At 43.1% G+C, this 12,371-nt stretch carries 16 protein-coding genes; 6 read left to right on the top strand and 10 right to left on the bottom strand.

Annotation, left to right across the window (positions count from 1 at the left end; translation table 11 throughout):
* Nucleotides 1–75: 75 nt before the first annotated feature.
* The 6 genes from JHC35_RS03835 (at nt 76) to JHC35_RS03810 (ending at nt 4,691) form a co-directional block, all read left to right on the top strand.
* Entirely contained in the window at nt 76–321 is a 246-nt protein-coding gene (locus JHC35_RS03835) for a helix-turn-helix transcriptional regulator (RefSeq protein ID WP_295042168.1), read from the top strand.
* Complete coding sequence (locus JHC35_RS03830) at nt 318–551, top strand: hypothetical protein (protein WP_295042166.1); 234 nt, start codon at nt 318–320, stop codon at nt 549–551. Before JHC35_RS03835 ends, JHC35_RS03830 begins: the two co-directional genes overlap by 4 nt.
* Before the next feature lie 103 nt (nt 552–654).
* Nucleotides 655–939, top strand: coding sequence for an HU family DNA-binding protein (locus tag JHC35_RS03825; protein WP_295042164.1), 285 nt, complete (start codon nt 655–657; stop codon nt 937–939).
* Nucleotides 940–1,230: 291 nt separating this feature from the next.
* Nucleotides 1,231–2,553 (top strand): hypothetical protein, encoded by a 1,323-nt coding sequence (locus JHC35_RS03820; RefSeq protein WP_295042162.1) that lies wholly within the window; start codon nt 1,231–1,233, stop codon nt 2,551–2,553.
* Nucleotides 2,553–3,086: a peptidylprolyl isomerase gene (locus tag JHC35_RS03815; RefSeq protein WP_295042160.1), complete on the top strand. Its 534-nt coding sequence runs from the start codon at nt 2,553–2,555 to the stop codon at nt 3,084–3,086. The genes JHC35_RS03820 and JHC35_RS03815 overlap by 1 nt, the downstream gene beginning before the upstream one ends.
* A gap of 129 nt (nt 3,087–3,215) precedes the next feature.
* A complete protein-coding gene (locus JHC35_RS03810; protein ID WP_295042158.1) occupies nt 3,216–4,691 on the top strand; it encodes an inorganic phosphate transporter in 1,476 nt (491 codons plus the stop codon).
* 2 nt (nt 4,692–4,693) lie between these two features.
* Here JHC35_RS03810 and JHC35_RS03805 read toward each other — a convergent pair whose 3' ends face one another.
* From JHC35_RS03805 to JHC35_RS09315, 10 genes are all read right to left on the bottom strand, one after another.
* On the bottom strand, nt 4,694–5,266 hold the full coding sequence (locus tag JHC35_RS03805) for a class I SAM-dependent methyltransferase (protein WP_295042156.1): 573 nt from the start codon (nt 5,264–5,266) through the stop codon (nt 4,694–4,696).
* On the bottom strand, nt 5,266–6,114 hold the full coding sequence (gene motB / locus JHC35_RS03800; RefSeq protein WP_295042154.1) for a flagellar motor protein MotB: 849 nt from the start codon (nt 6,112–6,114) through the stop codon (nt 5,266–5,268). The genes JHC35_RS03805 and motB overlap by 1 nt, the downstream gene beginning before the upstream one ends.
* A gap of 14 nt (nt 6,115–6,128) precedes the next feature.
* Nucleotides 6,129–6,899, bottom strand: coding sequence for a flagellar motor stator protein MotA (gene motA, locus JHC35_RS03795; protein ID WP_295042152.1), 771 nt, complete (start codon nt 6,897–6,899; stop codon nt 6,129–6,131).
* 102 nt (nt 6,900–7,001) lie between these two features.
* A complete protein-coding gene (locus tag JHC35_RS03790) occupies nt 7,002–8,153 on the bottom strand; it encodes a cation:proton antiporter (RefSeq protein ID WP_295042150.1) in 1,152 nt (383 codons plus the stop codon).
* Between the two features lie 2 nt (nt 8,154–8,155).
* The gene (gene folP / locus JHC35_RS03785; RefSeq protein ID WP_295042148.1) at nt 8,156–9,295 is read right to left on the bottom strand and encodes a dihydropteroate synthase; all 1,140 of its coding nucleotides are present in this window, start codon (nt 9,293–9,295) and stop codon (nt 8,156–8,158) included.
* Entirely contained in the window at nt 9,285–9,908 is a 624-nt protein-coding gene (locus JHC35_RS03780) for a DNA polymerase III subunit delta' (RefSeq protein WP_295042146.1), read from the bottom strand. Before JHC35_RS03780 ends, folP begins: the two co-directional genes overlap by 11 nt.
* Entirely contained in the window at nt 9,895–10,443 is a 549-nt protein-coding gene (locus tag JHC35_RS03775) for a HobA family DNA replication regulator (RefSeq protein WP_295042144.1), read from the bottom strand. Before JHC35_RS03775 ends, JHC35_RS03780 begins: the two co-directional genes overlap by 14 nt.
* Nucleotides 10,444–11,655, bottom strand: coding sequence for an aspartate kinase (locus JHC35_RS03770; protein WP_295042142.1), 1,212 nt, complete (start codon nt 11,653–11,655; stop codon nt 10,444–10,446).
* The gene (locus tag JHC35_RS03765) at nt 11,655–12,125 is read right to left on the bottom strand and encodes an RNA pyrophosphohydrolase (RefSeq protein WP_295042140.1); all 471 of its coding nucleotides are present in this window, start codon (nt 12,123–12,125) and stop codon (nt 11,655–11,657) included. Before JHC35_RS03765 ends, JHC35_RS03770 begins: the two co-directional genes overlap by 1 nt.
* Nucleotides 12,126–12,221: 96 nt before the next feature.
* Nucleotides 12,222–12,320: a helix-turn-helix domain-containing protein gene (locus tag JHC35_RS09315; RefSeq protein WP_365996482.1), complete on the bottom strand. Its 99-nt coding sequence runs from the start codon at nt 12,318–12,320 to the stop codon at nt 12,222–12,224.
* Nucleotides 12,321–12,371: the final 51 nt, after the last annotated feature.

Genomic DNA, 12,371 nt, shown 5'->3' with positions numbered 1-12,371 from the left:
TATTTTATGCATATTTTTAAGTATATTTTATACGTTTTAATGTTTATTTTAAGAAAAGGATATTACAATGGAGCTATGGAAATGAGTGATCTTTTTAATCTTCTTCACAATGCCGTAGAGGCACAGCGCAACGGGAAGAAGATATCCCAAAAAGAGATGGCTCAGGAACTGGGTATCTCCATGCGTACCTATCAGGACTGGCGGCTTGGAAATGCTAAGCCCCAAGCGGCTAAAGCAGTTCTGGAAATGTTGGGGATGCTTGAGGATGATGAGATCATTCGCGTCGTACGTAAAATAAATAAATTAGGACAAACATCATGAGCAGTTTGAGCGAACAAGAACGCATCGGATTAGAAGAGGTATTTTTATCCATTTCTCCGTCCCGAAATTTCTTTGAAAAATGGGCATATTGGGGTAAAACTTTACGGCAACATAAAACCACTTTACCGTTTTCACTCGCACGTCACTCAAAAATTTGGATAAAAAACGGTCTAAAAACCCACAAAATAACAAAACTGCTCATTAAAATGCAAAAAAGAAGAAAAATTTAAGGCAAGAGATATTAAAGTATTCGCGGCTAAAACATCTTACCTCGCTTATTCGCAAGCATGGAGGTTTTGAGTGTTATTCGCATATCTAAATTAAGGGCAATAAATGAATAAAGCACAATTCGTAGAATTGGTTCAAAAAAGTGGTAGTTATAAAACTAAAGTTGAAGCTGAAACAGCTATCAAAGCTTTCACTGAAGCAGTAACTGCAGCTCTTGTCAAAAAAGAAGAAGTTTCATTGGTAGGCTTCGGAAGCTTTTCATCGTCTCTTCAAAAAGGGAAAAGCGGGAAAATTCCTGGTACTAATAAAACGTACAGCACAAAAGACAAAATGGTTCCTAAATTCAAACCAGGCAAAAGTCTTAAAGACAGCGTAGAAGCCGCTAAATAACCCCTTAATATGCCGTCGGGATCCCTGCGGCTTATTTCGACTCTATTTTCCTCGTTTTCTTCATAAACACAAAATTTAGTTATAATTTCTTTCAACATTTAGTACTAATTCTCGGGGATTGATGTGTTATTCTCTTTTTTTAACCGTTTTTTAACCAAACACACTTCATCCGAAAAAAATACGTTACCTGAGCCAATGTATGATGAGCAAATACACTCTTTTAATCACATCGCCAAAGATGAAAATGCTTTTTGCTTTCATAATTTCGATCTCTTTTATCGAAATGAGGCAATGACAATCGATTTACTGTTTTTTTTCCCAGAGCGTGGGCTTTGTTTTGCCGAACGACTCGATTGGGATTTCGATGCCCTTGAAAATGCAACGATTGAACGTTTCAACCGATCTAGAAAATCTCCCGCTGCAACCCGTCTTGAATCGACCCACGCAGCCATTCACCAAAAACTTGAAGAGATCCACCCTTTTGATACAACGGCATGCGAGCGCTTTATCTGGATGCCTCGTCTGAGGGAAGATGAATTTGATCGTTTGGATTCCTCATTTCATCAGCTTCTATCAAAAGACAGAGTGATCTTTTGCGATTCAACGCAAGAATCGATTCTCGCAAAATTCTATTGCGCGTTGCCGCTATGCATTGAACCTTATCCTATTCTCAAAATAATCGGATCTCTGCAATCGCACACCCTCATTCTCCCCACCCCTGAAAACCCCTATGGGCAATTTCTCAGCGAGGAGCAACGAGCTTTGCTCGACAATGACTTTAGCAACACGACAACTACCCTTTTTGGTGAGCACAATAGCGGTAAGAGTGCCCTAATCGTCCGAAAAGCATTATTGCTGCTCCTCAAAAATCCGAAGCAAAAAATACTCATAGTCACCCCCACGCGTATAGCCGGTGAAATATTACGCAATGAGATTGTCTCCATTGCCGAATACGGCGTACTGAATATTCAGTACGCTTCGTTACATTTTTATGCCCCCGATAAAAACGGGAAAATTGAAGAGAGCGAAGTTTTCCAATCTGCATCATCTGTTTTGTGTGATGATGCTTATCTGCTTGATAAAACCATCTTGGATGCTCTTATTGCACACAGAGGTGAGCGATGGCTTCTTCTCTCTATGCACAATCACTATCTACCCTTTAGCACTTCATCCTTTATCCTCCATAACCATTACCAAAAAAATATCCCGTTCAAAAAAATATCTTCAGGAGGAAAAGAGGCCTTTATGACGTTGATTATGGAACTGCGTACATTGCTTCAAACGGCGACCGCTGAGACGGTTATGATCCTTTTCAATGATATAACCCTACTGAAGTCTTATAAAGAAAAAATTGACGAATATTTTGGAGTTAACAGTCGAGTGCTTACCCCCTCTTTTAGTTTGCAATACCAAAATTTGGATACCCTTTTATTAGCAACCCCCGATTTAACTTCAGGAATTCATATTCCGCATGTATTTCTCCTGACATCGGATGAAACCGATAATTATACCTATGCACTAAGCCGTGCATCAGAAACTGCAACTATAATCTCTTTTTCAAATCCTTTGGAACAAGATGTTCCTCAATCCATACACTTGACACAGGAGTCTTAATGCGTTTACTCATTACTTTTTTGTTTGCGGCGGCCCTTTCATTCGCGGCCTCTCATCCAAAAGTTCTTCTTCAAACAACCCAAGGAGAGATCACCTTGGAACTCTATGATGATGTTGCCCCTTTGGCTGTTGAGAATTTTACGGGGCTGGTTAAAAACGGCTACTACAACGGGCTCACTTTCCATCGCATCATCAAAAATTTTATGGTTCAGGGGGGCGATCCGACCGGAACGGGTGCAGGTGGAGAATCGATCTGGAAAAAGCCGTTTAAAGACGAATTCAAATCGGGCGTCGTATTTGACAAGGCCGGTATTTTGGCGATGGCCAATGCAGGACCGCGAACGAACGGAAGCCAGTTTTTTATTACAACCGCCCCCACTCCGTGGCTGAACGGTTACCACACTATTTTTGGTCACGTTATCGCAGGTATGGATACCTTGAATAAACTTAACAATACCCCTACAAACGGGCAATACGGCGGAGACAAACCGCTCCAAACGCAAAAAATCATCAAAGCTACACTTCTACAATAACCTCCTATTCTATAGTCCGTCAAAGTCTCTTCAAAGGGACAAACGGGCATAATGTAATCATTCCGTAACCTTTTTTTGTAACGGTTTCGTAATACTATTACATTTATATTTTTAATCTTAGGAAATGCCATGTCTGTACTTTGGGACGCACTGAGTAATATTGATGCAATCACCCTCGGACTGCTTTTACTCTCACTGGGGATAGCCCTTTTTTACGAAATGATCAACGGTTTTCATGATACGGCGAATGCGGTATCAATGATCATTTATACCAATTCTCTTACACCGGGACAATCTGTTTTGATGGCGGGGATCATGAACTTTATCGGTGTAATGCTCGGAGGAATCGGCGTTGCTTACACAATTGTCCATCTTCTTCCGTTGGATATTATCGTTTCATCGAACCAAAGCGCAACGTTGGTGATGATTTATTCTTTGCTTATTTCAGCCGTTATCTGGAATTTCGGAACATGGTATTTTGGTATTCCGGTATCAAGTTCACATTCACTCATCGGTTCGCTCATCGGAGTCAGCATCGCCTTTAGTATGATGCACGGTTTTGAGTTCTCACAAAGTGTTAACTGGTCAGCTGTCTATAAAGTTTTAACCGCACTGGCACTCTCTCCGTTAATCGGTTTCGGATTTGCCTATTTGATGATGAAAGCGGCGCGTAAATTCTTCCCGAATCCTAAGTTTTATAAATCTCCCGAAAATGAGACAAAACGTAAACGTCCTAACTTTTGGATGCGTATGGGAATCATCGCCACAGGTGCGGGCGTTAGTTTCGCACACGGTTCGAACGACGGACAAAAAGGGATGGGGTTGGTGATGATCATTTTGATCGGTATTCTCCCTACCTACTATGCACTGGATATGAGTTCACACGAATACAAAATTAAACAAACGCAAGACAGTGCGGCAAAACTTGCCAACTTTTATGCCGAAAATAATACGACACTCAATCAGTTAGTCAGCGACAAGCACCTCACCAGCGCTCTTAAAATAAAAAATACGATTACTGAATGTGATGTGAATCAAGTCCACCAAACAACGACATTGATCGCAGACAAATTCAGCGGCGTTAAGTCGTACTCAGAACTCTCTCCGCAAGATCGCTGGAGTGTCCATACGGCTATTTTGTGTACCGATAATTTTTTCAGCCAAGTAGAAAAAGCGGTGGATAAAGATAAATCCGATTATGTTGCAACTCAGCGCAAAACCCTTGTCAATGCTTCCGAATATATCCCTTATTGGGTTATCGTAGCCGTAGCATTAGCGATTAGTATCGGAACAATGATCGGCTATAAACGGATTGTTCACACCATCGGTGAAAAAATCGGTACTCAACCGATTAGCTACATGCAAGGGACTATCTCTCAAGCGATAGCAATGATCACCATTTTGCTCTCCAACTTTACTCATGCCCCAGTCAGTACGACCCATATTGTATCAAGTTCGGTTGCAGGGTCGATGGCTGCCGAACCCGACGGCGGAGTCCAAAAAGGGATGATCAAAACAATTTTGCTCTCTTGGGTTTTCACCTTGCCTATTACGGCTGCAATAAGTGCTGCGATCTATTACTGCCTCAGCTTTATCGCTAAATAAAACTACCATTTATAAAAAGCGACCGTGCAGTCACTCTCGTAGTAGCTACGGCGGAACGCCATCTTCGCCTCCAACCTCTCTCCAAGCGATTGCATCTCTGATAGCTGCAAATAATTGTAGATGTTGGACTCTTTTTTCCCTTCCAGAAAATTGAAAATCATCCCTTCTTTTGAAGCATAAAAACAACGCTCTATAAACCGAATAGCACCTTGTCGGGTTAAAATATTCAGAGCACCACTGCACAGATAAAAATCGGCTTCAGGCAAAGAGTCGTACAGAATATCTCGATGCAGTATAGTGGCACCTGTACGGTCTCTGGCTTCACTCACGGCAATATCGAGTGTATCGATGCCAACATACGCTATATCGTTTCTTCGTTGACTTATGTAGTGATATAGATCTCCAAAACCGTATCCTGCATCGACAATAGAGAAAGAACCGGCGGGCAATAGGGAAAAAAGCTGTTCAAATCGGATTTCTTGTGAATGGGCGGAGCGCCAGCGAAGTCCCTGAGGAGTAAGACCGTGATCGATAATACCGGAGATATAAAAACGGTCATTATCGATTCGGTTCATTATTTTTGAAGTTTACTGAGCGCATCCAAAATATTGTTTTGTTTTGCCTGATCCAGCGGCGCATCGTTGGAAACATACATATAAAATTCAACGCGACGATTTTTCGCACGGTTCTCTTCGTTGATATTTTCCGCAACCGGTTTAGCCGATCCGAATCCCGCAGTAGAGAGTCGTTCCGGCGCAACACCGTTTTTAATCAATTCACGCATGACCGTCTCTGCCCGTTTCGCAGAGAGCTCAATATTGTCTTTGTACGGTGAACCGGCCGGAAGCGGCAAATTGTCGGTATATCCGCGAATTGAGATATCGACACTCGGCGGGAGGGTATTGATAATATCGGCCACCCGACGCAAAAAGAGATGAAGCTCTTCATTGTCAATCGTCGCATTCGCTCCGCGAAACGGTATCGATGTCGGAAGTTTGAGCAATACCCCATCCATACTTTGATCAAGCGGACCGGCTCCCATAGAGGCATTTTTCAAATCTTGCTGAATTTTTTTAACGGCATCCGATACGGCTTGGTTGGTTGGTGTCGGAGGAGATCCAATCAACATAGCACCTCCATCGGAAACGGGGACGGCACCCGATGGATTTGCTGTGGCATCCGGTGTCGGTTTGCTCTCAGTGACCATGTTCATAACCGGAGTCATAGATTCCGGTACCGGCGCATAATCGTAAATTTTGACAAACTCTTCTTTGAGTGCACGAATTTTTTCTTTATTCACAGACGCAATCGCGTACAGCGCAATAAAAAGTGCCAAAAGAAGACTGAAAAAGTCGGCCGTCGGAACCGCCCATTTTTCCCCTGCCGGACACTCACATGCTTTACATTTTTTCTTTTTACCCATTCATGGCATCTTTATTAGTTAAATTGACTATGTTTCTCTTCGGCAGGAGAGAGATAATTGAGCAATTTCGCTTCAAGAGTACGTGGATTATCCCCGTGAACAATCCCTATGATTCCCGCCAACATCAGCTTTTGCTCTTTGACGATATGGTGCGATTTCGCTTTCAGTTTATTCCCCATCGGTCCGATCAAAACGTACGCACTGAAAATTCCAGTTACGGTTGCGGTAAATGCCCCCGCAATCCCTTCCGCCATCTCTTTTGGATTATCCAATTTTTGAAGTGCGAGAATAAGACCCAAAACCGCCCCAACAAGACCCAAAACGGGAGAAGTTTCCCCTGCGAGAATCCAGTAGTGGGCACAACCGTGATAATAGTGTTCCGTCTCTTCAATGACCAGTTCCAGCGTCTCTTCAATCGTTTCGATTTCATTACCATCAACCGCCATACTGAGCCCTTGTTTCAAAAACTCATTGTCAAGCTGAGCGACTTTTGCTTCCAGAGACAAAAGACCGTCACGACGTGCCATGGTCGATAACTCGATAATCTGATGAATGCGCTCTTCTAGATTGACGGTAGATTTCTTGAAAATAATCCCCAAACTTTTGAAAGCGCCTTTAATGTGCTCTCCATCCGTACTAACCATCGAAGCCAACAGTGTCGTCGGCATAATAATAATTAATGAAGTAATATGAACGACGTGTACAGGGTTTCCACCCTCCATCAAGTCCCCGATAGAAATAGTAGTAATCGCCCCTAATATCCCTAATATGACCGTTAAATCCACGTGACTCCTTCTCGTTTGAGGTAATCAAACTACATCCCTGTAATTACCGTTTGGCATTACGTCGATTGTACCTTATTTTTACTGAAAATCAGTGTGAGACCTTTATTTTTTGTTAAAGAGCGTGTAGAGAATTTTTATCAACAGCATCAAAAAAATGCCGCTTCCCATACTCGCTACAATAAAAGCGTTATATTCATCATGTGTAATAGCGTTGGCTCCATACCCAAGCGTAGCAATAGCTACCGTAAACGTCAACGGCATTGAATCACTTAATGAAAATAAAATCGTATTTTTCAATCCCAAATATCCCCCATAAGCTACCAAAGAGCTAACAAGCCGGATTCCAATTATCGCACTGGCAATAAAAAATGCATTCTGTAAAATTTTAAAATCAGTAAACGCATCCAATGAGAGGGTAGAGCCAACATGGATAAAAAAGATCGGCACCAAAAACCCAAAGCCGAAAGATGAAAGTTTTTCCGGTAATTCTGCTTTGTGTTTAAAATAGGTAGAGACAAACATCCCCGCTAGAAAAGCTCCCAAAACAACATCAATCTTCAAATAGAGCATCATCGCAATCATAATAAACATGATAGCCATCGAAAAACGGACATCCTGATCTTTACTGTCTTCATGCGGCATAATGAGGGTTTTCAAGCTAGGATACCACCAAAAAAGGATTCTAATCCCTCGAAAAAAGAGGACAAATCCTATCAGAAAGAGAAATAATCCCCCTAATACAAATGCGAATTCACGGTTAAACCCATATTCAAGACCGCCGCTGAGAATGGTCAACGCCATAATACTGACCAATTCTCCGACAATACCGATGTTGAGTGCTAAAGCAAGCCATGGCTTATTTTTCCCGTACTCTTTGACTAACGCCATCAGCATGCCAAGCGAAAATATCGGAAACGCTACCAAATAGACGGAACTAAGATTCAAATAAAAGTAAAGTGTAAATGAACATCCATAAAGCATTGCAAAATAGAGAAATGTCCGACGGAGCAATGAAGATTTTTCGAATCCGAACGCTTTGAGGTTGACCTCCATCCCCGCTAAAAACATCAAGTACAAAAATCCCACTTTTGCGATGATCTTAAAGAGATCGTTTTCGACTAATAATCCCAAATATGCCGCCAAGCTTCCCAATAAAATCTCAACCACTACGACCGGAACTTTCGTAACACGGGAGAGAAACGGAGAGAGCAGTATCAGCATCGAGAGGGTGATAATAACGACCGTATTGCCCATGATTATCCTCTCAATGCTTTCCAGATTTTGATCGCTTGTGCATGCTCTTTGACATCATGCACCCGAATGATCGAAGCACCTTCTTCAATTGCTTTTAGATGAATGGCGATACTCCCCCCCAAACGTTCATCGGAAGGCGAAGGGGAAATCTTGTCAATCATCGATTTGCGGCTTGCCCCAACCAAAAGCTTTTTTCCCAATCGCAGAAAATGACCTTGATGGGTAATAAGGGCTAAGTTATCTTCCAATCGCTTTCCAAATCCGATGCCGCAGTCGAGGATAATATCGTTGATTCCGAACGATTCGGCTTTGGCGATCCGCTCACGGAAAAAGTGTTCGACATCACTCATTACCGAAGTATACGACGGATTATCCTGCATTGTCTGTGGAGTTCCCTGCATGTGCATAATAACAGCCGTGGCGTTGTATGCTCCACATAAACGAGCGACCTCATCATTCTCTAATCCCGTGATATCATTAACAATACCAAAACCCCTTTCAAGTGCATAGTGGATCACGAGAGGTTCATAGCTATCCAAACTAAAAGATGCTTTGTCAAAAAGGCGCTGTTCATATACGGTATCAATGATCGACTTGACGCGGCTCAACTCTTCCTCAGGGCTAACAGAAAGACTTCCCGGACGACTCGATACCCCACCGATATCGATAATGGCAGCCCCTTCATCGATCATTGTCTCTATTCTCTCGATCGCTTGCTCTCCTACAAAGCGGCTAGAGCGATAAAAACTGTCTTCATTTGCGTTCACAATTCCCATAATAGAGACCTCCCGTGAACGATCCAATCGACAAAAACTTTCCAACTCAGAGGAGAGTGTTTTGAGTCCGAACGGCTGAGCCTTCTCTTTTTTAGCTAATATCTGCAACTGCCGTTCCGTGGCGATCAAAAGAACATCCACTCGAGGTGAAGATGCCGTAACCGTCCCTCGCGGAACCGCAAGATCCGCACCGATACTGAGGGCGTCTTGTTTGAGGATATTGGCAGCTCCGACATGCAAATCACAGATCCGGATCAGATGAATGTGTGCTTTGTCCGCCAAAATCGATACCCCTGCACTATCAACGCCCAAAGCTTTAAGTTCACGATGCAGCTCCATCGTACTGGAGAGTTTTTCAACGACCACGTTTGACCTCACGAAGAAAATTCATCAAAACCATAGCCAAAACGCTTTGAAAACGGCTGTTCACTTCAATCAAACGAAGCGCTTTTTCGAATCCTTCAAGCTGAACGGTCGACAGAGATAAATTTTCTATATGAATCGCTTGATGCATCAGTTGTTCAATCAGTGCTTTGGCTTCATGCTTTTTGAGTCGGTCATGTTCTTTGACAAAACCGAATAATCCTGAGAGATCAAGATTTTTAAGAGAGATAGAGAGTGGTTCATATTTATGGTGTGTATGTTCTTGCTTGAGGACAAGTCGTGATCGTACGGTAGGTAGAAAAGTACTCTTATTGGGAGCGAGAAGGATAAAAACAATATTTCTCGGCGGCTCTTCGAGAATTTTAAGCAATGCATTTTGAGCCGGAACGGTAAACGTTTTAGCTCCGAGAATAAGTGTTTTAATACTCTCTTCGCTTTTATATGCTTCGGCGATCACCTCTTTGGCATCTTCGATTTTAAAATCGTCCCGCAAAAAGGTAACACACCGCAGAGGATGACGAGACTCTTCAATCTCTTTGGCTCTCTCCTCTATCTCGTGGGTAATAAGAATACCGCCCCGTTCATTCTCGAACATTGATCTCCCCAAAAAGGACCGCATTGAGCGTTTTATCAAATAATCGATAAAGCTGCAAGAGTTTGATATCGATCAAAGGATCATGCGAGCGCAAGACAAGGGCATTTTGGAACCGCTCGTCCATAATCCACAACAATGATGTTGCGTTACGTTTGGCGATATCGGCTCGACGGTCATCTCCGCGTCCCACATACCAAAAAAAGTATTCCCCTTTGAAGGCAATATCGAGCATATCTCCGATCATATCGATCGATTCGCCTCCGCTGATATGATCATAGTGGGGATAGAGGGAATCGATACAGACAATAGGGATCATCGGACGATCCTGCGTCCGTTTGTTCAGAGAAGCGATAATGTAGTGAGCGAACCATTTTCGATCATGATCGGTGATCAAAACAACCGCTTTCCCCCCCATCATCTGATCCATGGCATTAGCAAGAGGTGGAGTCCATTCGAAGCGTTGCTCTTCGAACCAGCTCATCGATGCCCCCTCGGAGCGGATCGATTCTAATGTCCATTGATCGAAATGACGCACTTATTGATCCAACGAATAGGCACTGTGCAATGAACGTACCGCTAATTCAGCATACTTTTCTTCTACAACCATTGAAATTTTGATTTCAGACGTAGAGATCATCATAATATTAATATTTTCACGCGCCATTGTTTGGAACGCTTTTGCCGCCACACCCGTATGCGATTTCATACCGACACCGACGATAGAGACTTTACAAATATTTTCATCATACGATGCTTCACTGATCTCATCATCAGCGATAAACGTTTCAACCACTTTTTTCGCATCGATCAGTTCGGTTTTCGGAACGGTAAAATCAAGGTTCGTTTTGCCGTCGTGTCCGGATGTTTGAATAATCATATCGATATTAACGCTGTTATCTGCCAAACGGGTAAAAATATCCGATGCGATCCCCGGACGGTCAATAACACCGCTCAAAGAGACGCGTGCTTGGTTTTTATCGAGTGCAATACCGCTAACGAGAGGTTGTTCCATAATGTTTTCTTCCTTTGTAATGAGTGTTCCTTCCGCATCGCTAAAACTGGAGCGGGTGACAAGATTGACGTTTAATTTTTTAGCCAGTTCGACTGAACGGTTTTGGAGTACTTTAGCACCGAGAGAAGCAAGCTCAAGCATCTCATCATAGCTGATCTGATCCATTTTTTTCGCTTTTGGCTCAATGCGCGGATCGGTCGTATAGATACCGTCAACATCGGTATAAATTTCACACAAATCGGCTTTAAGCGCTCCGGCGACCGCAACGGCAGAGAGATCCGATCCTCCACGCCCGAGAGTCGTTACTTGACCGCTTTCGCTCACCCCTTGAAATCCTGCAACGACAACGACCTTACCCTTCGAGAGTTCTTCATGCATCGCACTTGGATCGATACTCTCAATCCGCGCTTTCGTATGGATACTGTCCGTAACGATCCCTGCACGACGCCCGCTCATAGAGACTGCACTGTGACCCATCGCATTGAGTGCGATTGAGAGCAATGCCGCCGTTACCCGCTCACCGGAGCTCAGAAGCATATCGACTTCGCTACGCTCGGGAGTCTGGGTGTAGTGTTCCGCATACGTGATCAGCTTGTTGGTTTCACCGCTCATTGCCGAAACGACAACAACGACTTGATGCCCCTCTTTAAGCGTTTTTGAGACGCGATTAGCGACGTTTTGGATTCGCTCCAAATCACCGACGCTGGTGCCGCCGAATTTTTGGACTATTAGCATTATAGGTACCCCTTGGTTCTAAAATGAGAAATCACACGTTCATATACCGGTTTTTTAAAATGGGCGACGTGACTCAACAGCTCGTCAATATTGACAAATTTATACGTCCGAAATTCCGGATGCTTCGTATCGAGATCGATCTTTGCCCCTTTTTTCAAACGGACCAAATAATAACGCTGTTTTTGCCCCGCATACGGAGCCATTTTGGCAGCGACATGGGAAGGAAAATCGTATGCGATCCAGTCGGGATACTCAGCAATGATCTCTACTTTTTTAGTACCGATCTCTTCGCCGAGTTCACGAAACAGAGCCTCTTCAGACGATTCTCCCTCATCAATCCCCCCTTGAGGAAACTGCCACACCCCTTCCAAATCACTCCGCTCGGCGATAAAAACATCTTTGGTCTGAGGATACTCAGAAGAGACAATAATCGCCGCCACATTCGGTCGGTAGAACTTTTTTTCGGTCATTCACCATCTTTTAGTCTATTTTTAAAGGGGTATTGTAAACTATTCGCTATTAAAAATACTATAATCATACTATTTTTTTGGGTCAGGCGTTAAATATTAACTATCTTTGAACTTTTTTACCATCTGTGAAACACGTGCTCTCGAAATATCAAGATATCGTGCAATTTGTGCCTGAGTATATCCGTCCGCTAGCAATAAATTTCAAATCAAATCTTCAATTCCACTTTTCCATGCGCATAGTTATGG

Origin of the sequence: Sulfuricurvum sp. (assembly GCF_022759005.1) — a bacterium.
Taxonomy (GTDB): Bacteria; Campylobacterota; Campylobacteria; order Campylobacterales; family Sulfurimonadaceae; genus Sulfuricurvum.
Note: the sequence above shows the minus strand (reverse complement) of the source record. Positions and strands in the feature narration are given on the sequence as shown.